Source organism: uncultured Microscilla sp. (assembly GCF_947493425.1).
Lineage (GTDB): Bacteria > Bacteroidota > Bacteroidia > Cytophagales > Microscillaceae > Microscilla.
In genome coordinates this window covers 1-26475 of the sequence record NZ_CANLRP010000098.1, presented here as the reverse complement: position 1 = coordinate 26475, position 26475 = coordinate 1, and the positions used below count along the sequence as shown (strand labels likewise).

Below are 26475 nucleotides of genomic sequence, written 5' to 3'. Positions count from 1 at the left end.
AAATGAGAAAAGTAGCAACAACTATCAAAGCAACATTGGTAGTAATGGCTCTTGGACTCCTCTCAATACAGGCACAGAGGAATGGTTATTTCGATAACCTGTCCATTAAAAGCTGGTTTTCTTCTACTAAGAAGAATCCCACTGCCACGAAACCAAAACTAATATCCAAAACGCAACAAACTCCAACTAAATTAGTTAACGCCTTCTTACCCACGCCTAAACTAAAGAAAGATTTCTTTATGGGTGGTTTGGCTAAGCCTCTCATCAAAAATGGGAAAGCCTGCGATTGTGTTGAAATCACTACTGAAGGTCGTGATCAACGCGGACGTGTTTTTTCTTACGAGAAGCTTAATCTACGCAAAGATTTTGCCCTAGAGTTAGACTTTTATTTTGGAACTCGTACCACCGAAGGTGCTGATGGTCAAATCCTTATGATTCATAATGATCCTCGTGGAAACGATGCCCAAGGTGACTTTGGTGAAGGATTAGGTTATGGAACTGGACGAAAGTCGAAAGGCATTGCCCCATCTATAGGAATAGAGATGGATACTTGGCAAAACCCTGCCAGAATGGACCCAAGCGAAGATCATGTCGCTTATCTAGAAAATGGTGTAGTCACTCACAATGACCCTGCATTTCCGTTGATCAAAATGCCTGAAATGGAAGATGGTAAAGAACACCGTCTTCGTTTTGAATGGTATGCTTCTACTAAACAAATAAAAGTATACTGGGACAAAAACAATGACAAAGAAATCGACAAAACTTCTGAGTTATTATTTGAAGTAAACCGTGACCTGATTGACCTATTAGGTACAGCCACTCCTTATTGGGGCATTTCTGGTGCTACAGGACATAGCTACAATTTACAGTATTTCTGTAACCCACATGGCAAGCTTATTTTTACTCCTACCGATTTCTGCGCTACTTACGAAGGTTTGCAAGACAAATCATCTGTAGAAGGCTTGGGCAAAGTTCACCCCCTCTTGAATGTGAGCACTGGTCGTGGCAAAGCGCAAGTTTTATATCAAGATGGTCGTAAAACCATTTATACTGCACCCAATGGCAAAGACAAAGTAGTCAATGGTTGTTTAGGCAACGGAAAAGGTTTTGCTGATACTGAATCTTCAAAAAAGAGACTACATGATTATACATTTACATTTGAAAACAATGCAGCCGTAAAGAATTTTTCTATGCAGATGTTGGATTTTGGTGATTATAATGCCGCCAAAGCACAAGTTCAATCTGCTATACTGGTAGGGTATAATGCAAAAGGAGAAGTAGTAGATACTGATTCTTTAATTGTAACTGCTACTTCACACGGCAACCTGAAACTTACTGGTGATGCCTGTACTGCCAAGCCTGGCGAACCAGGTAACTATACTTTTAAATTGGTAGGTGATGGCATGACCAAAGTAAAGGTATTGTACTATAATGATGGTAAAGGCACTTATGCTGGTAACCGCCCTTCTGATCCTAATATTGCCATTGGCAATGTTTGCTTCACTATGGATGCCAACGCCTCGCCTAACCCTCCGGCTAATATGCCTGACTGTAAAGCTTATGCTGTAAATACCGATCAGGGCAATAGTCAATTTTATACCGTAGACATTAACAATCACAACTTTGTTTTGCCCCTAGGCGATGCAAATGCTGGTGCCGATATTCAGGGAGTTGAATTACACCCTGTACATGGAGTGTTGTATGCGGTGTCTGGCGCGGCTAATGCCAATAACCAAAAAGGACATTTATTTAAGGTAAACACGAGCACAGGTGAATTAACTTCAATAGGAGCTACTGGTTATACCAACCTTACTTCTTTGGCATTCAATAGAATGGATAATCACTTGTGGGCTTGGGCTACTGGTACTGGTTTGGTACAAATAGACCTTGCCACTGGTCAGGCTACTGTAAAAGCAGCGTCAAACTACCAGGTAAGCGGTTTGTCTTGGGACAAAGATGGTGACAAGCTATATGCGACCGTTGGATCTAAGCTATTTGCTTATGATAACAACACACAAAAAATTACTGAGGTAGCTCATAACCTACCAGGCGAAACTTCAGCATTAGAAGTAAGACCAGATGGTTTGTTGATGGGTGCAGTATCAAAAAGTGGTGCAATGACTGTTTTTGTGTACGATTTGGGAACACTTCAAACCGTAAAGAAAGAGCGTTTAACTACTTCTTACAGTAAAATTACTTCGTTTGCCTGGGCTGATTGGTGTGACATTAACGATGACATCGTAATTCCTGCGCAAAACTGTGTAGCATTTGATAATATTACCCCTGGTACTGTGGTAGAAGGAATGGGTACTGCGCATCCTTTGTTAGACATTACTACTGGTGGTGGACTCGCCAAAAGGTTGAGCGAAGGTGGTACCGACAAAGTATACATTACCGAAGGCAAGTTGGCCAATGGTTGTATTGGTGCTGGTTTTGCTGATACTCGCCCATCTGCTACCCGTACTCACGACTACTCTTTTAAGTTTAAGCCTGGTACTACTGTAAACAGCTTCTCTTTAAGATTGGTTGATTATGGTGACTGGAACCCAGCCAAAGCTACTGAGCACTCGGCTAAATTGGTAGCTTATGACAAAGACGGTAATGTAATAAATACTGATGAGCTTAAACACACTACTCAAGCAGGCAAAACCATCGGCAAAAAAGGGGATGCTTGTGGTGGACAAGAAGGTGAGTCAGGAAGGTATACATTTACTGTTACTGGAAATGGAATTGCTCAGGTAAAATTAGAATTCTCTAATAATGGTACTACCCAATATGGTGGCAACCGCCCTTCTGATCCTAATATTGCCATTAACAAGGTATGCTTCTTCGTTGAAACCGACGTTGAGCCTCCTTTGATTCCTTGTGAAGCAAGTGTGTATTATGCCAATCACACCAACGGTGTAAACTCTAAAATTTATACTACTCAAACTGACCTTACGAACAAAACAGTCACTTTCAAAGAAATTGCTGAACTACCATTTAGCGATGCTCACATTGCATTGAGCTTAGATGGTAAGCGTTTGTATGCAGTAAAAGGCAGTGGCAGCAATGAGTTGGGTTACCTAAGCTTAGAAGATAACACTTACCATACAGTAGGTTATTTGAACGTGGGTAAAATCACTCAACTTTCATTCTCTCCTAATGGCAAGCTTTACTTTACCAACAATTCAAGCAACGAAGTATATGTGATGAATAACATCGAGGCTACGTTGTATACAAATTTAGGTAAAATCAACCTTAACAATGGATTCCTTAACATTCAGGGTGGAGACATTACTTTTGCTCAGGATGGTACTTTCTATGTATCTACTGCTGCCAATGGTGGTCGTGTATACCGTGTAGTTACTCAAGCAGGTGTAATGACTGCCGAGGAGATAGGAAGCACTCCAAGAAGTCAGATCAATGGTATAGCTGTATTGAACCACGGTACTGGAAGTTTGGTGTACGCTGGTAAAGGTAAAAAAGGTTTTAGTGTAGTTGATCCTTCTACAGGAGCTACTTATGACCTTGCTGCCAAAGGTGACCTAAGTGTATTGGGCTATGGTGATATGTCTAGCTCTTGTATGGATGAGTTGCCAACTGGACCTGATCCAGGCCCAGGAGATGGAGAGCCATTGACTTGTGGTAAAATCAGAATTGAGAAAATTGGCAACAATGTAAAGATCAACAATGATCATAACAAACAAGTAGTGGTTTATTATACCATTACAGATGGAGGCAACGATACCAAAGGTAGATTAATGGTGGATGCCAATACATCTGTTGATTTTCATACTCAAGTACCTGCTGATGGCAAGATTGTATTTGATATGGGATCAGACAACATCCAAGACAGCACTGTAGCTACAGGCGATTTCTGTGCAGTAAAAACAGGCACTAAAACTGTAGAGGCTGGTGAGCGCATAGACACTATTCAAGTATACGAAGGCAAAACTTACGATGCCCGTGACCTTGACTGGTTCGTGTTTAAAGAGCGCCAACAACTGCTAGACCGTAATGGCAATACAGTGGCTGAGTCTGATAAAGGAGTAAGCCTTCCTGACTTGCAGACAATGGCTGATGAAACCAACCTGAAAGTAGATTTTAAAGCTGGTACCATTGCTTTTACCAATACGATTGTATGGTTTAAGATTGAAAATGGCTTACCTAAAGATCCTTATATATTAGCAAATGGACTGAGAAGCAATGTTACTACTACTGGTACACTGCCAGGTACTGTTCCTGCTGGAACCCAAATGGGCTTCTTGTTGGTAGGCGCTACTGCTCCTCACAACCCATTGGCCGAAAACCCTACGGCTAAATTACGTTTCTCTGGAACCAAGTTGCAGTATTCTACCAACAACGGATCTAGCTGGGAGGATATTCCTGAAACTAAGATCGTTTACTCTATCAAAGAGTGGAACCGATACAAGAAAGAAAGTGTAGTAGCAGGTATTTCTGATCACCCAACCAAAGCAGGGGAGAAGGTATTGACCGTAGTTTTTGAAGACATCGTAAGTGGTGGTGACCGTGACTTTGAGGATGTACACTGTACAGTATACATGCAAGGAGTAACCAAGTTGAAGACGAAGGTGGTCAAAGAAACTAAGGAAGTGGATGTATACACTGAGATTCCTTGTGGCAACTGTTCTGTAACCATTCAGGGTACTGAACCATTGACTTGTGACAACATTGAAATTACCAAAAATGGCAATGATGTAAAAATCAATAACAAGAATGCCCTGGATGCTTATGTGTACTACACTGTGTATGAAAACAATGTGGCTACTAAGACTGGCGACTTGTTGGTTAGTCCTAACACGGTTATCGACTTTGATACACCTGTGCCTTCTAATGGCAAAATTGTATTTGCAATGGGTGCAGAGAGCATTCCTGACAGTACAATTGTTACAGGTGATTATTGTGCCATCAAAACTGGTACTAAAATTATAGAAGTTGGCGAGCGTGTAGAGATTATTCAAGTATACGAAGGCAAAGTATATGATGCCCGTGACCTTGACTGGTTTATCTTTAAAGAGCGTCAAAAGCTACAAGATAGAGAAGGCAACCTTGTTCCTTACTCTGACAAAGGAGTAAGCCTTGAGGACTTGACTACTATGGCTGATGAAACTAATCTTAAGTTTGATTTTAAAGCCGGACGTATAGGGTATACCGACGCCATTATTTGGTTCAAGATTGAAGGTGGACTTCCAACTGAGCCGCATATTTTATCTGCTGGTTTGACCAATATGTCTACTGCGAGTGCTACACTTCCTGGAACTGTTCCTGCTGGAACTAAAATGGGATTTGTATTGGTGGGCGACGTAGCAGCTAAAAACCCCATCGTTCAGAATCCTACTGCTCAACTACGTTTCTCTGGTACCCGTTTGCAATACTCTACAGACAACGGTGCTAACTGGAACACCATTCCTGAGCATCAGTTGGTATACAGTATCAAAGACTGGAACAGAAACCAACACGAAGGTGTAGTTGCAGGTATTTCTGATCACCCAACCAAAGCTGGTGATAAAGTATTGACTGTAGTATTTGAAGATATTGCAGGTGGTTATGGCGACTTAGACTACGAAGATGTACACTGTACGGTGTATATGCAAGGGGTAACAAAGTTGAAAACCAAAGTGGTTAAAATCACCAAAGAAGTAGATGTTTATACTGAAATTCCTTGTGGTACTTGTGAAGTTACCGTAGAAGGTGGTGACAGTTCTACTTGTCCTGATGATGCTTATCGTTATAAATTGAGCAACGGCAGCCCTGATGGTGAAAATTATCACGTATGGATGCCTAACTTGTTTGTTCAAGGACAAACTACCCGCATGACTTTTGAGAAAGAGGCTTATATGGACATCAAGAGAGATGGTTCTAGTGCTCGTCTTTATGGTTATGCTACAGTAACTGGTAGTGGCGGATCAAGCATGGGAGCTCGTTATTTGGTAGATGCTACCTTCCATAAAGCTACCAACAACATGCAGCCTAAGATTACCCTTCCAACTCAAACTCCTGATGTAGTGAAAGATTGGAAATACTTTGAGATGGACGCAAGCAAGTCTACAATCTCTTTGGTAGGAGGTAATCAAGTATTTAAACTCACCCATATGCCTGCCAACAAACAATTTGGTTTGCAAGTAGGAATAAGTGCCAGTGGCCAGAATGTGAAGTTTGGCGCAGCTGCCTGGTTCTTCTGGGAAGAAGTGGGCACAGACAGAAAAGGTGCTGGTGACTTTATTATGGACATGGAAAACCTTTGTCCTGATGATACACTAGATTGCCCTGACAATGCTTTCCGTCACAGACTGAGCAACGCGGTATCTGACGATGCACACAATGGTAACCACGATCATAGTATCTGGATGCCGAACCTGTTTGTATCTGGACAAGATGCCAAGTTTACTTTTGATAACAACGCCTACATGGACATCTTAAAAGATGACAGCAAGGCGCATATATATGGCTATGCTACCGTAACAAGTGGTGGTGGTACTAGCCAGGGTGCTCGTTATTTGGTAGATGTATGGTTTAACCTTGCAACTAACCCAATGACGGCTAAAAAAGAGTTGAAGCCTGGTTATCAGCCTGACGAAGTAACTAACAAATGGAAGTTCTTCGAAATGGATGAAACCAAAGCTACGATAACTAAAGTAGGGGGGAGTCAGGTAATTAAACTGACCCACAAACCTGCCAACCGTAAAATGGGCTTACAAATAGGCTTTACTGCCAATGGTAAGAACGTGAAGTTTGGTGCTTCTGCCTGGTTCTTCTGGGAAATAGTAGGCGAAGAGAAGTCAGGACATGGTGACTTTAACCTTGATCTTGAAAACCTTTGTCCAGGACAACCTTTACCTGATTTGTGTGAGCCTCCAATAGAAGTAATCTATGTGTTGGATATGTCGGGTAGTATGAAGTGGGAGTATCCAAAAACTGACGATGCTGGTAAAACAATCAGTCGTTTCCGTGCAGCCCAGGATGCTTTGATTTATGCTAACTCTGCGCTTGCTCAGCAAGGAATGTCAAGCCGTTCGGCTCTGATAGTATTTAATAATAAGACTGCTCAAGTAATGTCTGGATTTACAGATAACTTCCAGCAATTGAACAGTATCGTAGAAAATCTTGATGCACCTAATGGAGGTACTCCAATGCCAAAAGGTATGTTGAGTGCCAAAGAGTTGCTGAAAACGCACGATCCTAACAAAAGGCCTGTAGTTGTCTTAATTACAGATGGTGTACCTACTTATGATTTACGCAACTTCCCTTATGACCACTTGAAAGTGTCTGCAGTAGACATCTTTGACCCTGTGGCTCAGGTATTCCGTACCAAAGAGATCGTAGCTAAAATGGGTGGACTAAATACTTGGATTAATTCATCTTATGGCTTGTACAATGGTCAGGTATTGTCAGAAGTAATGGGAGCCATTGATGGAATCAAGACTGAAACTCCTGAGGCATTAATTTATGGATTAGGTATTGACCAGGATGCTGGTAATAATGAAGCATCATTTAATGATGATATTCTGGAGTATGCAGCTCATAAAACTGGGGCAACTTATCATACAGTAGACAATGCCGAGTCAATGATCAAGGCTATGGCTGACATCTTGTTAGATGCTACTTGTAATCCGCATAATCCGCCAAAAGATCCTACTTGTGAGATTTTGTTAAACGGTACGCCTTTGAATGACTCTACCCAGTTAAATACTGTTTGGAATGGTCAGGATGATAAGGTAACTGTAACCGTTGCTAATATTGCTGATTCGGTAAATTATACCTGGAAGCTTACTTTCCCAACTGACCCTTCAGTTCAGGCAGTGGAGGTTTCTGGTACTTTTACTCAGGATGGAACCTATGAGATTACGATTCCTATTCCTCCAAAAGGTCAATGGGGGAATGTAGCTACTGATGGTTCTGGTTTATTTAAAGCCAATATCTCTTTCAATATCAGTACTCCTTGTGGAGATCAGAATTGGGAGCATATTTATTATGCACCAGATGAAGCAGATGTTCAGGTGGTAAAAACTGTAGACAAAACCACAGCAAACGTAGGTGATACCCTTACTTATACTATTACAGTTACTAACAATGGTCCTAGAAAGGCTAATTCAGTAACTTTGACTGATGCGCTTCCTGATGGATTGAACATTTTGTCAGTAACTGGTGGTTCTTTTGAAGAAGATACTATGGACTTAGGTTCAATCAATCTTGGAGAAAGCAAAACCATCACAGTAACTGCTATCGCTACTGCTATTGGAACAATCACAAACACTGCTACCGTGAGTGTGGGCTCTCCTGTTGATCCGGATACAAGTAACAATACTTCTTCGGTACAAACAGTAGTAGTGACTAAGCCAAAAGCTGACCTTGCCATTACCGGAACAGGTCCTGCAACGATAGGCCAAGGAAGTGAAGCTACTTATACTTTCACTGTGACCAACAATGGTCCTGACAAAGCTGATAACATCAGTATTGCCAATGTGATTCCTGCAGGAGCTACTTTGGTGTCTTCTACTCATACTACTATCACAAGCCTTGAGTTGGGTGCCTCGGCTACCTTTGAGGTGAAGCTGTTGATGAATAACCTAGGGACTTATCAGCTTGCTTCAAGTGTGGCAAGCACGGTAGAAGATCCAAACCTGGCAAATAATACAGCCACTGTAGACACTGAGGTTACCTTTGATACTTCTGATGAGAAGTGTTATGCCACAGGAGTATTGAATCATACTCCAGGTACCAATTTAGATGGTTCGCCTGTGTTACCTGATTTGGGTGACCCGTTTAAAATTGTAGGCAAACCTGAAAGAACCAATGCTATAGGTACTTACACAAGCTTAGGTTTTGGTGGGGATATTACAATGGAGTTTCAAATGCCAATTAAGAATGGTACAGGCAACGACCTCCGTATAGTAGAAGCAAGCCCAGCAGGTACTACTTGTGCTACCAACCCCGAAAAAGCAGATGTATTTGCTTCTCAGGATGGTCAGAAATGGGTATACTTGGGTAGAGCTTGTGGTGCTAACAGTGACTTTGATTTAGGCGAGCTTAACTGGGCGGTTTATGTGAGAGTGATTGATGTAAGTAACCCAACTCACTTTACCGATGCGGCTGCCAACGGTTTTGATGTAGACGGAATGGCTTGTTTGCATGGAATACCTGATACATTTGACCCTGCCCCATTGGTTTCTTGTGTAGCGGCCAAGCTGGTATCGTTCAAACCTGGACAGAACCAAAATGGAACTGACTTGGATGATGGCAATGATCCTAACAAAGCATTGGGTGATATAACCAACCCTGATGATGCCAACGAAGCTGTATCACTTGGTTTTGGTGGAGAGTTGATTGTTAAATTTGACTATGTAATCTTTAACGGAGACAATGACGACCTCGAGATCATTGAGTACAGTCCGATTAGTGATTGCTCTACAAATCCTGAAAAAGCAAAAGTGTATGCTTCTCAGGATGGCAACAATTGGGTACTATTAGGCGAGGCTTGTTTAGATGCCAAATTTGACTTTGGCAGCCTTAAATGGGCGCAGTATTTCAAGATTGTAGATGTGAGCAATACTGCTGATTTCTCTGATGCCAACGCCAATGGTTTTGATGTAGATGCCATCAGGTGTGCGGGTGGCTCAGTATATCAAAAGTATCAGGGTGACAAGGTTGCCAGCGAAGACAATGTAACTATACTTCCTAACCCTGTGAGAACAGACCTGGGCGTAGATGTGTCTAAGTTGTATAGCGTACCTGCTTCACAAGTAATCAATGTAAAAATTGAGCTGACTGATATTGATGGTAAGAAACTAGCCAGCAAAACTGTAGGCAAAGATGCTTTTGACAGCAAAACACTACATTTTGATATGACTAACAAAGCCAGTGGCTTATACTTAGTGAAATGTATTATCACTTACAAAGGTGTAAATGGTGATACCCGAACTGCTATCATAGATAAAAAAGTGATTAAGAACTAATTACTTTTGCTATTCATAGATTCATAAAATGTCCGGTGTCTGTAAAGGCACCGGATTTTTTTATGCCTTGCATTGAACTTAGCTTTGGTGGGCAATCAAAATAATAATATCGTGTATCAACGAATATTGTAACAACCTTTTTGGTTTTTCCCCGTTTAAAGCCCTCTTCCTTATACTTCTTTAAGCTTGCCTACTTGGATTTAGTTCTTGTATGGTGGAGTTTGCTACCTTGTTTTTAGAATGACTTTTATTTGAAAAGTACTATTATGTGATTGTTAGTATGGGCTTTTTACAAGTGATACTTGTACAATGTGTTCAGGAAAATAGACGCACAGTGAAAGTTTTTTTGTGTGGGTATTGTATGGTATATTGAGGGGAAGGAGAAAAGAGAATGTACACTATATATCCATCTGAGTATATCGTAAGCGATTTTTTCTTGTTTTGCACAATGAGCAGCACTTGTAAAAACAAATGTTACTAATCGTGTAACTGTGACAACCACCGAATTAACTTTAAGATATTACTGTGTGTTTATACCTGTTTTTAGTATATCTACTAGGGAAATTTCTTAATGCAAAAATACAATACTTTTTTTAGAGTAAAATAGCTTCAAACATTGTTCAAACTCAATAATTTTACGTAAGTTTGCCAAACTTATAATCACAGAGAAGTTCATTTTATTTGCGAAAAAATTTTTTTCACAAAAAATTAACAAATCCTGTTTTTTGCATAAAAAAGCAGGCTACTAATAAAGTTTAACTAAACACCAGGCTATTTATATCGGCGATAAATCTATTTTGTAGGTTTATTTAACCACAAGAACAAAACATAATAAGTAGGACTAACCATGCATTAGTTGAACCAGCCTATACAAGTTACTATAAAAACGAATTGTAATGTTTAAAAATCATCAGCAAAGCATAATTATGTATTGAGGAAATATACCTTGCAAATTCATGCAATTGGGTATGTTTTCTTTTTTTTTATCCCAACTAAAACAATAATTTATTTAAGTATTTTTACGAAATGAAAAAAGTAGCAACATCCATTAAAGCGACATTGGTCGTATTGGCCCTTGGGCTCCTCTCAATACAGGCACAGAGGAGTGGTTACCTTGATAACCTATCTATCAAGAACTGGTCATTATCCACCAAAAAGACAGTTACTGTCAAAAAACCAAAACTAACAACTAAACATGAAACAACATCTACAAAAGTAGTTAAGGCTTCGTTACCTGTAACTCCTTTGAAAAAGAAGGATTTAAGTAATGGTGGGTCATTGACTTGTAGCAAAATCAGAATTGAGAAAACAAACAGTCAGGTTAAAATCAATAATGATTACAACAAAGAAGTAGTACTTTATTATACCATTGTTGATGGTGATAACAATACTACTGGTAACATAATGGTAGATGCTAACTCTTCTGTTGACTTTCATACACAAATACCTGCCAATGGCAAGATTGTATTTGATATGGGATCAGATAATATTCAGGATAGTACGGTAGCCACAGGCGATTATTGTGTGGTGAAAACAGGTACTAAAACTGTAGAAGTTGGTGAGCGCATAGATACTATTCAGGTATACGAAGGCAAAGTGTTTGATGCCCGTAACCTTGATTGGTTTGTGTTTAAGGAGCGCCAGCAACTGCTAGACCGTGATGGTAAAACAGTAGCTGAGTCTGACAAGGGAGTGAGCCTTCCTGACTTGCAGACAATGACCGATGAGACCAATCTTAAAGTAGATTTTAAAGCAGGTACCATTGCTTTCACCAACACAATTGTGTGGTTTAAGGTTGAAGATGGCTTACCTAAAGATCCTTATATATTAGCGAATGGATTGAGAAGCAATGCAAACACTACTGGTACACTACCAGGTACTGTTCCTGCCGGAACCCAAATGGGTTTCTTATTGGTGGGTGCTACTGCTCCTCACAACCCATTGGCTGAAAACCCCAACGCTAAGTTGCGTTTTTCTGGAACTACCCTGCAGTACTCTACTGATGGGGGAGCCAGCTGGAATGATATTCCTGAAACTAAAATAGTTTACTCTATCAAAGAGTGGAACCGATTCAACAAAGAAAGCGTAGTAGCGGGTATTTCTGATCACCCAACCAAAGCTGGTGATAAAGTGTTGACCATTGTTTTTGAAGACATCGTAAGTGGTGGTGACCGTGACTTTGAAGATGTACATTGTACAGTATATATGCAAGGGGTTACTAAGTTGAAAACAAAGGTTACTAAAATTACCGAAGAAGTAGATGTTTATACTGAGATTCCTTGTGGAACTTGCACCGTAACTGTAGAGAACAATGATAGTACTACAGGTTGTCCTACTGGTTACACTCGTTACGCAGTAAGCAATGGTAGCCCTGCTGGTCAAAACTACCATGTATGGATGCCTAGCTTGTTTGTGCAAGGCGAAACCGCTCGTATGACCTTTGACAAAGAGGCTTACTTAGACATCAAAAACGACGGTTCTACTGCTCGTTTGTATGGGTATGCTACCGTAACAGGTAGTGGTGGCTCAAGCATGGGAGCTCGTTACTTGGTAGATGCGAGCTTTAAGAAGGCAGGTGCCAACATGGGACCCAAAATTACGATGCCTGAGCAAACTCCAGAAGTAACTAGCAAGTGGTTATACTTTGAGATGGATGATACTAAATCTACAATTTCATCAGTAGATGGCAACCAAGTATTTAAATTGACCCACATGCCTGCTAACCGCCAGTTTGGTTTGCAAGTAGGTAAAGCAGCGAGTGGGCAAAGTGTTGAGTTTGGTGCAGCGGCTTGGTTCTTCTGGGAAGAATTAGGTACTGGTAGAAAAGGTACAGGTGACTTCTTTATCAAAGAGATTACTGACCTTTGTCCTTCTACTTGTCCAGACGATGCAACGATTCGTTACGCAGTAAGCAACGGTAGCCCTAGAGGTAATCAGTACCAAGTGTGGATGCCTAGCCTGTTTATTGACGGTCAAACTGCTCGCATGACTTTCGACAAAGATGCTTACTTAGATGTTAAAAGAGATGGTTCTTCTGCTCACCTTTACGGATATGCTACGGTAACAGGTAGTGGTGGCTCAAGCATGGGTGCTCGCTATTTGGTAGATGCTAGCTTTACAAAAGCAGGAAGCGCAACTGGTCCAAAAATTACTATGCCTGAGCAAACTCCAGAAGTGACTAACAAATGGCAATATTTTGTAATGGACGGTACCAAATCTACTATTTCATTAGTAGGTGGTAACCAAGTATTTAAATTGACTCACATGCCAGCCAACGAACAGTTTGGTTTGCAAATAGGTGAAATGGCTAGTGGTCAAAGCCTTAAATTTGGTGCGGCAGCTTGGTTCTTCTGGGAAGAAGTAGGAACTGGTAGAAAAGGTACAGGTGACTTCTTTATAGATGGTATAGACAACCTTTGTCCAGAACCACCATTACCACTAGAAGCGGACGTACAAGTAGTAAAAACTGTAGATAAGACTTGTGCAAGAGTAGGCGATACCCTTACTTATTCAATCGTAGTAACCAACAACGGCCCTAGAGCTGCTGAGGGTGTCACTTTGACTGATAATTTGCCTTATGGGTTAAACGTTGTGTCGGTAACTGGTGGAACGTTTACAAATAATAAAATTGATTTGGGTACAATGGCGGTAAATGCCAGCAAAACTGTTACGGTTGCAGCAGTTGCTGCCCGAACTTGTATGATTACTAACATTGCTACTGTAACATCTGCTTCACCAGTTGATCCGGATTTAAGTAACAATAAGTCTCATGCCCGTACATTGGTATTGCCTCAACGCAAAGCTGACCTTAAGGTAATCCCAAGAAGTTGCCCAAAAACAATAGTAGAAGGATGTACAGTTACTTACTACTTTACTGTAATCAACCGTGGTCCTTACACTGCCGAAAATGTGAAGATCAAAGAAATTGTACCTGCTGGGGCTACTTTGCTTTATTCTAGTGCAAGCGATATCAGACGTTTGAGACGTGGTGGTTATACTACTTTCCAAATGAAATTGTTGATGAATGATCCTGGGGTACACAATGTATCTGCTAGTGTATCAAGCACAACTTATGATCCATACCTTGCCAATAACAAAGCGACTACTCCTGTAAGAGTAAGACCTCGTAGTTGTCCAAAAGGTGGTATTACAAATGCGGCTAACATCAAGATATTGCCTAACCCAGTAAGAACTTACCTTGGGGTAGATTTATCTGGATTGTATAGAACAGCTGCCCGTGAGCGTATTCGCATCTATGGGGTAACCGTAAAAATAGCTAATAGTTATGGTAGAACCGTTGGGTGCAAAACTATACGTGGAGGCTATGGTAGCAAGCGAGTATACTTTAATATGAGATACCAACGTCGTGGCTTGTATATAGCCGATGTAGCGGTTACTTATAGAGAAAATGGCAGAATGAAAAAAATCGTGCTTAAAAAGAGAATTATGAAGCGCTAACGATTTGATCATCTGAATCAAATAAATATTATATCCGGTGTCTGCAAAGGCACCGGATTTTTTTATGCCCAAAAGCCTACTTTTTCACTAAAATAGTCATATTTGCACCTTGAAAAACTATAAACCCAATTACCTGAAGTAACAAACAAAACATGAACAATATATTTTTATCTATCCTGGCCAATACCACCAAGCCTCTATTTACCAATGATGCCGTAGTGTTGGGCATCCTTTTAATGACCTTGGCTTTTGTGTTTCAAACGTCTCAAAGTCCTCGTTTTAAAGGCTTTTATAAGTATGTGCCTGCATTGTTGCTGTGTTACTTTATCCCTTCTGTATTCAACTCTTTAGGCATTATCTCAGGCGAAGAGTCCAAACTATACTTTGTGTCTTCTCGTTATTTGCTTCCAGCTAGTTTGGTGTTGCTCACTATTAGCATTGATTTTAAAGGCATTCGTCGTTTGGGAAGCAAAGCCGTTATTATGTTTTTTGCTGGAACCATAGGGATTGTTATTGGAGGTCCATTGGCTTTATTGATTGTGAGTGCCATAGCCCCCGATGTAGTAGGCGGGGCTGGTCCTGATGCTGTATGGCGCGGTTTGACTACAGTGGCAGGTAGCTGGATTGGCGGAGGAGCCAACCAAACAGCTATGAAAGAAGTATTTGGCGTGGGCGATAAGTTATTTTCGGCAATGATTACGGTAGATGTGATCACAGCAAACATCTGGATGGCATTTTTACTGTACGGAGCGGGTATTTCTACCAAAGTAGATAGTTGGTTCAAAGCTGATAGTTCGGCCATTAAAGAGGTGCAGGAAAAGGTAGAAAACTATCAGGCGAGCATTGCCAAAATTCCTACATTTACCGATCTTGCTACCATTATGGCTATAGCCTTTGGTTGTGTGGCTTTTGCCCACTTTGGCGCTGATAATATTGCGCCTTTTGTCAAGACCAATGCTCCACACCTTGCCAAGTTTAGTCTTACCTCAGGTTTTTTCTGGTTAATTGTCATTGCTACTACTTTAGGTTTGATACTTTCATTTACCAAAGCCCGAAATTACGAAGGAGCAGGTGCTTCAAGAATGGGGAGTTTTCTGTTGTATGTATTGATTGCCTCTATTGGTATGAAAATGGATATTACCGCTATTTTCAATAATTTAGGCTTATTTTTAATAGGTATTATTTGGATGTTGGTGCATATCATCATATTAATAACCGTAGGCAAGCTTATCAAAGCCCCCTTCTTCTTTGTGGCAGTGGGTAGTCAGGCAAACGTAGGTGGTGCGGCTTCAGCTCCAGTAGTAGCGTCAGCTTTTCATCCATCATTGGCACCCGTAGGAGTACTACTAGCGGTGTTGGGGTATGCTGTAGGCACTTATGGCGCTTGGTTTTGTGGCATTATTATGCAAAGCATTGCTGAATAGTCCATAGTGTTCGGTCGATAGCCGTTTTGTAAGCATAAACCTGTATCATTTTAGGCTCTTATTAAGCATCCTGCGGATACATTTTAGGAGTGTACAAAGTTTTTAAAATCTCTGATATACAGGTATTTATGTATAAATTAAAGTGATAAGTGTAGGGGCAATCCCTTACTGTAATGCAATGGAAGTTCTCGATTTATCGGAATGGTTGCCTTAGTGAAGAGCAAACATAAGCATACAATAACCCTTAAGCCCAATTCTTTATAAGAGCCAAAACAAAAAGCCTGATGAATGATCATTCATCAGGCTTTTTGTAAAGTATTGATTTAGTTTATTTATTAACAGCTTCTTCGTCCGAGGTGGTAGTTTCTTCTGAACTATTTTTGATCACCTCTTCGTTTTCTTCTGTGGTAATGGCTTCTACTTGATCTTCGGCTGTTTCGTCCTGAACAAACACATCTATAAACTCAAACTTTTGCCCATCAAACAAGCCTAAGTCACTGAGTTTAAGGTCTGGAATAACCAACAGTGCCATAAATGACAAAGACATAAATGGCGAAATAAGCTTGCTACCCATTTTTTTAGCCATCTGGTCAATTTTGATATATTGTTGGGCTACCTCATAACCATCCTCGCCTGTCATAAGCCCAGCAATAGGCAAAGGCAACACCGCAGATTCTACGCCTTGTACTGCTGAAAGCCCTCCCTTAGATTTGATCAATCCATTGACGGCTTCACATATAGAATCATCATCTACTCCTACTGCAATAATATTGTGTGAGTCGTGTCCAACCGACGAAGCAATGGCACCACTTTTTAAACCAAAGTTTTTGATAAAAGCCACGGCAGGAGCTGCCTCTTGATAACGATTCACTACGACTATTTTAAGAATGTCATTGGCTATATCGGTTTGTACCACCCCGTCTTTGATTGTTGCCTCTACATCCAAACGTTTCGTGATCAACTCACCGTCTATGACCTCAATTACCGATATTTTTTCGTAGCCTTCTTTAGCTTTTACTTCAAACTGTTCTACTTTTTTGAGAGAAGTATTAAAGTTATTGATAATATCGCTTTGCAGATGCTCAATTTTAGTCTCGCCAGCTTCAGCCACTAGTTCACCATTGATATAGGTCTTTAGAATATTAAAATCCTCTAGGTCTTTTACCATAATAAAGTCAGCTGTATCGCCTTCTTTGAGTTGTCCTACCTCTAAGTTATAATGTGCTACCGGATTGACACAAGCTACCCGCAATACCTTAAATAAATCGATGCCTTTGCTTAGTGCACGTTTTACCAAAGCGTCTATGTGTCCTTCTACCAGGCTATCAGGGTGTTTGTCGTCCGAGCAAAACATCATATTGGCACTGTGGTTATGAATAAGATCAACCAATGCCTCAAAGTTTTTGGCAGCACTCCCTTCTCTAATGATCACCTTCATGCCATAGCGCAACTTGTCTAAGGCTTCTTCTTTGGTAAAGCACTCGTGGTCGGTACTGATGCCCGCATCTATATATTGTTTGGCTTGATCTCCCTTGAGCCCTGGTGCGTGCCCATCTATAGGTTTGTTGTGTTTTTTGGCTATTTCAAGTTTTTTGTAAACAGTTTCATCTTTGAACAAAACCCCTGGCCAGTTCATCATTTCGGCAAGGTATTTTACTTCGGGTTTTTTCATCAATTCATCTATCTGCTCTGCAGTTATTTCAGCTCCGGCAGTCTCAAACTTAGTGGCAGGCACACACGATGGTGCCCCAAAATAAAACTTGAATGGCACCCGCTTGCCATTTTCAATCATATATTCTACCCCTTCTACTCCCATTACATTGCCTATTTCGTGGGGGTCAGACACAGTAGCTACTGTGCCATGTACTACCGCCATACGGGCAAACTCTGCTGGAGTAAGCATAGAACTCTCTATGTGAACATGAGCATCTACAAAACCAGGCAACAGGTAGGGCAGTTTTTCCTGGGTTTCTATTTTTTCTATAGATATTATTTTTCCTTCTAAAACTTGAACTTGGGCTGGGTAAATTTTCTCTTCGGTAATATCTACCAAATTACCCCTCACCGAAAATGCTTGTGACATTGCTTAATGCTTTAAATGATTTTATTTGGGGAATGGTTGTGAGCACATATATGCTATGGTTGATCCCACTCCTTGTGTTTTTATTATTATTATTATAAGATAGTAATATTAGCAGGGTAGAGCACCTATTTTTATTTTACAGGGTCTAATGATTAATTTTTACTTACTAAAAGGGTATTCTTATGCGCAACTGCACTGCAAAAAGTAAACCTAAAAATAAAGCAACTTCAAAATTACATGTTTCCCTGCTGTAATTGGTTGGTATGGTGATTTTTATCAAACCATTTTTGAATTGATATAAAACGCCGTACAGTAGCTTTTTTTCCTAAAGATGTACCTGTATATTTGTAGCCTTTGGGAGAATACAGAGATTTGTTGGTATTCCTCAATGCGAAAGGTGTGTGTCGTGTACACCAAAATTTCTTAGAGTTTTAACTTTTCCAAAAAAGCCGTGTTAAAGAACCTTGTTTTTTTGTTGATGCTGGGGGTAATTAGTTTGAGCACCCAAAGTCAAAATGTTACCTTTTCACCTCAAACCAAAGTAAGTATATTGACTTGCGCTCCTGGTGAGGCACTGTATGCTTCTTTTGGGCATACTTCTATCCGGGTGGTCGATCCAGTCAAAGGCATAGACTGGGTGTATAACTATGGTATTTTTAACTTTAATACCCCCAATTTTTATGTGAAATTTGCCAGAGGCATGCTTAAGTATATGGTGTTGTATTATCCTACCGACAAGTTTTTATATGAATATAGAAAAGGCAAACGTGAAGTAATAGAGCAGCAATTGAATTTGAGTCCTGCCGAGAAAACCCGTTTTTTGGAAATACTCAAAGACAACTACAACGACGAGAATAAACGGTATTACATGTACGATTTTTTCTATAATAATTGTGCTACTCAAATCCGAGACATCCTCAAGCGTGAATTTAACCCTACTTATCCCACACCCAAAAAAGACAGCACTTTTCGTGATATGTTGGATGTATACATTGCCGATCAGCCCTGGCTCGATTTAGGCATTGACTTGATTTTGGGGTTACCTGCCGACAAAAAAACCGATGTGTTGAGCCAGATGTTTTTGCCTTATTATTTATATTATAATATGAGCGAATGGAAAAAACCTAATGGAGAACCTTTATTGGGTAAACCCACTTATTTGGTAAAAGGCATTCATACCATAGACCGCCCAGATCCGGGTTTTAATCAACCCTTGTACATATTTTGGGCATTGTTTGGTATAGCACTGGCGTCTACCTTCTTCATTAAGAGTAACCGATTAAAGCGTGTATTAGACGGTTTCTTTTTACTAATTACGGGTTTTATAGGCATTTTTGTATTGCTCATGTGGTTTGCTACCGATCATGACGCTACTCAACGTAATCTTAATGCTTTGTGGGCAAACCCTTTATATTTTTACCTGGCTTTTGCCGTGTGGCGCAACCGTCGGATCAAGTTTACTTTTGGTATGATGCTCATTATGACTTCATTGTTGCTTGCTTCCTGGTCATTTTTTCCACAACAATTTCACTACTCACTCATTCCCATTTTCTTATTGATGATTGTGCGGTCAATTGACCATTTATTTTTGAACAAAAAGCCTCGTTAGGTAAGTAGAAACAAGGTAGTGGTGGTTGTTCAATAGGATTAGTACTAAAGTAAAAAAGCGATAAGTATCACTATAGACACTTGTCGCTTTTTGCTTGAGGCTTGTTGCTTGTTTAAAAATAATGTGAATAAAACAACTTACCCATTGTAGTATGCTTAAAAGGAATCCATTCACCTTCGCGTTGATTGAGCCGCTCGGCAATACAGGCAAGCACGGCAGGGTTGTGTCCCAAACCAATATGACTACCAGTTACCTGTACATTTTCGGTAATTGGTCCTTCTTTTTTCTCCATACAATGCTGCCAGGCCACTACTCCATCCCCTTTTGTATAAATGGCTGTGGTAGGTACAGGAGGAGCTTTGGGGATATTACATACAACCTCTTCAGGTATGTGATCTACTTCAGACACCTTGCGTCCTGTGACCATTTCATAGATCCACTCGATGTTGTTTTCTCCGGTGATTCCGCCAAACGGAGAGCCAAGCGTGATTACCTGGCGTACAGCGTCTGGGTGACGGCGGGCTATTTCGCGGGCATATACTCCGCCCAGGCTCCATCCCACAATACTTACCTTGCGACCATGAATATCTTTGAGTTCTAACAAGCGATCGTATACTTTTTCTTCTATTTCGTGAAAATTAGCAAGGTTGCGCCCCATTCTCCAGCGGTAAGGAGTGTAGTTACGGCTTTTGAGATAAAAGCGTAAAGGGGCAGTAGTGGTGTCTGTAGTCATAAAGCCAGGAAGCACCAACACCGGATGTTCATCGCCTTTGGGCATGAATTGTAGCCAGGGAAACGACATAAAATAAGCCCCCAGTCCAAAGCTTGCCCGACCCAGCTCTGTTAATAATAATAATTTAGAGGGACGTTTGACTTCTTCTTTTCCGGTAAATATGTGATATTCTTCGTCTGACATATAATTGATGTTTGATTTAATACAACTCTAACAAATATGTTTATTTGGTTGTTTGTGCTGATTACCATTAACTCTGCAATTATAAACGAATAATAACAAATTTTATTCTAAAAGTAATATTTTGAGCGAATTTCAACTTTTTCCTTAGGGGGTGCTAGAGTTTCGACGAGTCTTGAGCTAGAGATGAGATTTAATAAAAGAAGCTTGTTATTAAATCTCATTTTAGCATTAGGACTTAACAAGTTTTATAAAAATAAAAAGTTGGGATGAGTTCACAGGATTAATTCCTTCTTTGCTAATTGTTTATTGTCTTAATAATGCGTATTATTAGTTTGGACGATCACACTTTAATCAATCAAACTACTATGAGTAATGATGTTATTTTTGAGGACGAACAAGGAAATCGTATTACACGCGAAGACTTGGCTTACGTAACCAAAGGACACGTTGACTTTGCGTTGATAGGGCGAGAACAAATTCCTTTTGAGGCCATTGAGCTTCATCAAAAAGCCCGACAAGAAGGACAACAATACGGAAACTATGACAAAGCAATTGAACTTTTGAAAAAGACTTGCCTAATGGCAGACCATTGGCCTTACCCAGTGTATGACCTTGCTTTTACTTATTTGCTGCAAAAAAACTACGAACAAGCACTTCAATATTACCGACTGACTGATGAACTGGAGCCTCGTGGTTTTTTTACTGCCAAAACAGCTATTTATGCCCTGGAAGGTGAACTTGATGGACGGTTTCCACCTGGCTTGTACCTTGCTTACCTTAAAATAGAATGGACAGACAACGAACAGGAAAAGCTAGAGATCGCTTCTTCTATAGTTCAAAAATGCCCCGACTTTGCCCCTGCCTGGAAAGAGCTTGCTATCCTGCACGATGACAGCACCCAAAGAATGAAGGCAATAGCTACTGGCCTGGCCCAAAATCCAGATGCAGAAACAGAGGGTAATTTACTGATTAACAAAGCATTGGTACTTGATAAAGAGGGCAAGACTAAAGAAGCCATTGGTATTTTGGGTAATTTGATTTTGAATAGTAATGTAACGCTGGCAAATGACGCTATGAGTAGGTTTGTGCTCAACCAAATTATTAACCGAAGTTAAAACAAATACAAAAAATATAATATATGTCAATGCTCTATAGTAAGGTTACTGTAGGGCTTTTTTTCGAAAACGATGGTATTTCTGTTTGCTGATGCTTTTATTCAGGTGCGTAAGTCAACAGTTATGAAGTGGCTTACAAGCTTGTTAATACATCTAAGAAAACAAAAATGTACTATCCTGTGGGCTTCCCTAATAGAGTTGCCTTTGGAACAGTATTTAGCTTGAAGCATCGATATCTAAGGACTTGTACCTGTTGGTGTTGTAGACTATTGCTGTTACATTCAGTTGTATTTTTACTGGAATTATCAAAGCAAAGAGTGAAAGACATGCACCTCTTTTTTTATGAAAAATCACCGAATTAATTACATTAAGCAAGTATTTTACGAGCATTTTTAGTATAATTGCATCATAAAGTTTCAATACTACATCCAGGTACTTTATTTAGTTTTACCCCATCAATCAAGCTTTTTGATATTTTTCTAATAACAAGCCATACACTTCCAATACATTCTACCAGTACCCTAGCTTCTTAAGTAAGTAAAGTGGAAAATTGGCTAGGTTTTGCTTTTTGACGATCTTCAAAAATTGAGCATAGCCATAGTGGGGTACTAGAAACCAATCTCGTTTTTTCTTAAAAAAAATAGTATGCATTAGAAAATACGATGTAGGTAAAAGAACTCGTTTCTTAAAAGGCCTGAACTATTAATTCAAGTGTACAAACTGGTCTGCTACATACACTGCTATATAATAGGTAATTATGCTAAAATTTAAACAACTATTTCTACTACTACTTTGTCTATCTTGTATCTTGCATAGTTGCAGGTTATTCGAGAAAGAATTTTTACTACCATTACCCAAAGCACTAGATGCTACATCAATTAATGCCGCAGGGTTTAACGCTAATTGGCAAAAAGTAACAGGCGCTAACAGCTACGAAATAGATGTAGCTTTGGATGAAAACTTTACTGAGTTTGTGCCCAATTATAAAGACAGAACAGTTGATGATGGAACATCTATTGTGGTTACCTCACTCGAATCATCTTCTACTTACTATTACCGGGTACGGGCTCAAATCTCTAACCAAACATCTCGAAGCTCTAATGTAATTAAGGTAACTACTACTGGTCTGGACAAACCTGTGGCTTATGAGGCTACCGATATTCAACCCTTGAGTTTTAGAGCCAATTGGAAAGAAATGCCTTTCGCTCTAAGCTACACCTTAGAAGTAGCTACTGATGACAGCTTTACCAACATTGTCAAAACAATGAGCAAACTCACTGGCACAAGCGCACTGGTAGAAGGTTTATTGATTGACCAAACATACTTTTATCGTATAAAAGCAGAGCAACAACAATCATCGTCTGAGTACTCAAACATTCAGTCTGTGACCACCAATGCTTTGCCTGCACCTATACCTCAAGCACCCAGCAATCAACGGGCTTTTTTCTTTACCGCCAACTGGCAAAAAAACGAGGGACCTGAAGTAAACTTGTTTTTGCTGGATGTGGCTTCTGACCCTGAGTTTAAGGAGTTTTTGCCAGGTTATAAAGACAAAGAAGTGCCAGGTACATCACATGAAGTAACTACCCTTGATTTCAGGCAAACTTATTACTACCGTATACGTGCCAAAAGGCTGGATCAGGTTTCTGGATATTCTTCTACTGTAGAGGTAAAGCCCTGTATTAGTAACAGCTGTAAGTTGGGGAAAATAGAGTTTGTGACCAACACTTTACCCAAAGCGTTTGACCAAACTTTTACGTATGATACGAAAAACAGGCTCGAAACCATTAGTTACCACAAGCGCACCAATTCTTTTTATAAAGTAAACTATAATGGCGACAATACCATCAAGGAGGTGGTATATACTTTGGATAATGTTATCAAGTATCGCTATACCTATACTTACAGTGCCAACTTGCTCACTACCATACAAATTACTAACAAAGACGATAATTTTATAGAGGTTTGGAAGTTTGCTTATAACGCCCAGGGACAGCGCACAAGTTGGGCGCTTTATTCAGACATCACCGCCACAACTCTCAGGATAGAATTCTTCTATACTTATGATGCCAGAGGAAACGTAACTGAAGTAAAAAACCAGTTGGGTACTGTGCTCAGAAAGTATACTTATGAAGATAAACTGAGCCCTTATGCCTTGTTTGGCCAAGAAGATTTATGCTTTTTTATTGCCCACTTTCGTGATCAATGGACCCAACCACTTCCCATTCAAGACATCAGAATGTTTGATTATGAGTGGCGAGGATTTCTGCCAATCAACAGTATTCGCAATGTAGAAACGGTGGCTTTTTCAGATGAAGGCTTTCAATATAATTACAACAACAAAGATGTAGTGATTGGTCAAAGGTTCTTTTTCACGGTCACTTTTACTTTTACAGGATGTAGTTTTTAAAGACCAATACTGGCACAAAAAGTGGCAGTTGTATGCAGCGAAAATAAAAATACTGTAGAGAGCAATACATACTTGTATGTTGATTTATAATATGCTTATTTTCAGTGGGGTTATGTGTTTATTGGTTAGTGGCTCATCATACATATATTGTGCTCACCCTAATTTTGGACGACAAGTCAAAATCAGGGTGAGTCTTTTAGTTTTTATGGGTTTGTTCAAACAATATAGTGCCTACACACTTTAGTTTTTCTGATATACTTTATTTTTGCAGATGATTACAAGGTATGCAAGGCTTTATGGCTTAGCCAATTGAGGGCAAGCACGCAGTATGCGGCGCAATTTGTACTCAATAAAACAAGCATTTTACCCGATGCCTCATACACTTGTACTTTTATAATCTTAAAAGATTAAGAACTTATCTTGAGCTCTTTTACTTTTGCACTCAAAACCACCCACTTAAGCAAGAGGGTTAAGTAGTATAACTTCACGACAATATGAAAAAAAAACTGAAAAGATCATCCAGCCTTTTCTTTATTACACTTTTGCCCTTTTTGCTATGGCAATGTACCCCAAAACGAGAAGAAATAGTGGTTCGCTCTACTGTAGCTTACCCTAAGATTAGCCTCAGAACAGATTATTATGCTACTAGCCAGGCCAGCGCTATATTAGACATTACCCAAAGTGGTGTATCTACTCCCTACAGTATTCGGTTTGTTCACAGTATCAACCCCGACCTTTCGTTGTCGGTAGAATTTTTGGCAGACTTTGGCACCCAGAGTTTTACCCAAGGCGATGTATTGCCCTTTAGGGCTACCGGGCTTATGCCCAACAACACTCACTACATTACAGCCCTGCTCACCCTGCCAGATACTACTATTCAAACAGATACGGTACAGTTTAACACCTTGACCGCCAATGCCCTGGGGCGTTTCACCCCTATCAATAGTTCTCAGGCACAATTTGGCAATAATACCCAACTGGGTTTTGCTGCCAATGACAAGGGTTACCTTATTGGAGGCAACTTGTCGTCACAATCGCTCTATTTATGGGAGTATGACCCGCAAAGTGGTGAGTGGAGCATTAAAAAAGAAAATCAACTATCTGCGTTGGCAGGGGCATTTTTTGATAGCAAGCTTGCCAGCACATTTACACTCAACGGCCAGTATTATGTGGGTTATCCTGAGGCATCGAAATGGCATTTTTATAACATCAACCTCGACACAGGTGCCATCACTGCCAATGCTACTATAGAGGCTGAAGGTACAAGGCTGTTTGTAGCCAACAATCAATTGTTTGTGGTGAGTATATCTACCATTGCAGGCAATGACCAAAACAAAAACTTGAATGTGTCGGAAATAGACCTTGCCACCCAAAAGGTGACTAACACCTACACAGCAATTACCAACAACTACGATCAAGTAGCCTTGGCACAAATGGCGGGCGACAAGGTACATATCATATTGACCAACTTTGCCAACAGTGCCCAGGCAATCCATCGGTTTGAACCAGTAGCCAAAACACTCACCCTGGCCACCAACATATCGGGAAAGTTGCCCGAAACTACTGTCTTGAGTACGTTTACTGCCAATAACCAAATTTATTACTTCTCGAAAAAAGCCAACGACAACTCTACCCATTATTTTTCGGTGTTTAATCCTGTCACCTTTGCCTCTACCCGCCTGACCGAGTATGCAGGAAGCACTGCAAGCAATATTTTTAAGCTTAACAACATATTTCATATTGTAGGCAACAACGGTAAAAGTTATATGATTGAAGCTGATTTTTAATCAGAGATTGGCCTCATTGTATTGGTACAGATGAGGGGGCTTGTAGTTGTTTAGGGGTAAACTCGGTGCTGTATCAAGCAAAGGCTACTCTACCCTACTATTTTTCGCCCTGATTTGTGTCCTCACAGATCCAAAAAACGACTTGTTTTAGGGTTTCGACCGCCCCAGCGGAATTTACCAATTGGTAAAGACACACCGCTCTTTTAAGTCTTCCGACTTCCTTGTTCGTTGGTTTAATTCCCCCGACTTAACACCTGCACGGTTCTTTTAAGCTCTGGACAATGTGTTATTAATAATCGCAGAATAAGCTCGGAGGAGAAGTCAGAAGACTTCTATTCATTAATAGTGTCAAGTCGCCCTGCGGGAGGTACACCGCTCTTTTAAGTCTTCCGACTTCCTTGCTCGTTAGTTTAATTCCTCCGACTTAACACCTGCACGGTTCTTTTAAGCCCTGGACAATGCGTCATTAATAACCGTAGAATAAGCTCGGAGGAGAAGTCAGAAGACTTCTATTCATCAATAGTGTCAAGTCGCCCTGCGGGAAGGCTTGACACACCGCTCTTTTAAGTCTTCCGAAGGAGACTTGAAAGTTTTAATAGGGGGAAGTCTTTCGACTTCCTTGCTCGCTGGTTTAATTCCCCCGACTTAACACCTGCACGGTTCTTTTAAGCCCTGGACAATGCGTCATTAATAACCGTAGAATAAGCTCGGAGGAGA

At 40.3% G+C, this 26475-nt stretch carries 9 protein-coding genes; 7 read left to right on the top strand and 2 right to left on the bottom strand.

Features of this window, described 5'->3' with window-relative positions:
- Positions 1 to 2: 2 nt before the first annotated feature.
- From Q0954_RS21550 to Q0954_RS21540, 3 genes are all read left to right on the top strand, one after another.
- Positions 3 to 9956 (top strand): VWA domain-containing protein, encoded by a 9954-nt coding sequence (locus tag Q0954_RS21550; protein ID WP_299460243.1) that lies wholly within the window; start codon positions 3 to 5, stop codon positions 9954 to 9956.
- Between the two features lie 1245 nt (positions 9957 to 11201).
- Positions 11202 to 14414 (top strand): DUF4114 domain-containing protein, encoded by a 3213-nt coding sequence (locus Q0954_RS21545; RefSeq protein ID WP_299460241.1) that lies wholly within the window; start codon positions 11202 to 11204, stop codon positions 14412 to 14414.
- A gap of 152 nt (positions 14415 to 14566) precedes the next feature.
- Positions 14567 to 15838: a DUF819 family protein gene (locus Q0954_RS21540; RefSeq protein ID WP_299460239.1), complete on the top strand. Its 1272-nt coding sequence runs from the start codon at positions 14567 to 14569 to the stop codon at positions 15836 to 15838.
- 328 nt (positions 15839 to 16166) lie between these two features.
- Here the strand turns inward: Q0954_RS21540 and ade are convergent, their stop codons facing one another.
- Complete coding sequence (ade, locus tag Q0954_RS21535) at positions 16167 to 17921, bottom strand: adenine deaminase (RefSeq protein ID WP_299460236.1); 1755 nt, start codon at positions 17919 to 17921, stop codon at positions 16167 to 16169.
- Positions 17922 to 18372: 451 nt separating this feature from the next.
- Here ade and Q0954_RS21530 point away from each other — a divergent pair, with 451 nt between their 5' ends.
- Positions 18373 to 19530 (top strand): DUF4105 domain-containing protein, encoded by a 1158-nt coding sequence (locus tag Q0954_RS21530; RefSeq protein WP_299460233.1) that lies wholly within the window; start codon positions 18373 to 18375, stop codon positions 19528 to 19530.
- A 112-nt stretch (positions 19531 to 19642) separates the two neighbouring features.
- Here Q0954_RS21530 and Q0954_RS21525 read toward each other — a convergent pair whose 3' ends face one another.
- Positions 19643 to 20446, bottom strand: a complete 804-nt coding sequence (locus Q0954_RS21525) for an alpha/beta hydrolase (RefSeq protein WP_299460230.1) — start codon at positions 20444 to 20446, stop codon at positions 19643 to 19645.
- A 317-nt stretch (positions 20447 to 20763) separates the two neighbouring features.
- Between Q0954_RS21525 and Q0954_RS21520 the strand changes: the two genes are divergently transcribed.
- From Q0954_RS21520 to Q0954_RS21510, 3 genes are all read left to right on the top strand, one after another.
- The gene (locus tag Q0954_RS21520; protein ID WP_299460227.1) at positions 20764 to 21561 is read left to right on the top strand and encodes a lipopolysaccharide assembly protein LapB; all 798 of its coding nucleotides are present in this window, start codon (positions 20764 to 20766) and stop codon (positions 21559 to 21561) included.
- Between the two features lie 757 nt (positions 21562 to 22318).
- Positions 22319 to 23971: a hypothetical protein gene (locus tag Q0954_RS21515; RefSeq protein ID WP_299460224.1), complete on the top strand. Its 1653-nt coding sequence runs from the start codon at positions 22319 to 22321 to the stop codon at positions 23969 to 23971.
- Positions 23972 to 24465: 494 nt separating this feature from the next.
- Complete coding sequence (locus Q0954_RS21510; RefSeq protein ID WP_299460221.1) at positions 24466 to 25758, top strand: hypothetical protein; 1293 nt, start codon at positions 24466 to 24468, stop codon at positions 25756 to 25758.
- The last annotated feature ends 717 nt before the right edge of the window (positions 25759 to 26475 follow it).

What these genes read in the sequence shown, in the direction of transcription:
- ade (WP_299460236.1), bottom strand. Translation starts at nt 17,921, where the DNA reads ATGTCACAAGCATTTTCGGTGAGGGGTAATTTGGTAGATATTACCGAA.
- Q0954_RS21550 (WP_299460243.1), top strand. Translation starts at nt 3, where the DNA reads ATGAGAAAAGTAGCAACAACTATCAAAGCAACATTGGTAGTAATGGCT.
- Q0954_RS21510 (WP_299460221.1), top strand. Translation starts at nt 24,466, where the DNA reads ATGAAAAAAAAACTGAAAAGATCATCCAGCCTTTTCTTTATTACACTT.
- Q0954_RS21520 (WP_299460227.1), top strand. Translation starts at nt 20,764, where the DNA reads ATGCGTATTATTAGTTTGGACGATCACACTTTAATCAATCAAACTACT.
- Q0954_RS21515 (WP_299460224.1), top strand. Translation starts at nt 22,319, where the DNA reads ATGCTAAAATTTAAACAACTATTTCTACTACTACTTTGTCTATCTTGT.
- Q0954_RS21525 (WP_299460230.1), bottom strand. Translation starts at nt 20,446, where the DNA reads ATGTCAGACGAAGAATATCACATATTTACCGGAAAAGAAGAAGTCAAA.
- Q0954_RS21540 (WP_299460239.1), top strand. Translation starts at nt 14,567, where the DNA reads ATGAACAATATATTTTTATCTATCCTGGCCAATACCACCAAGCCTCTA.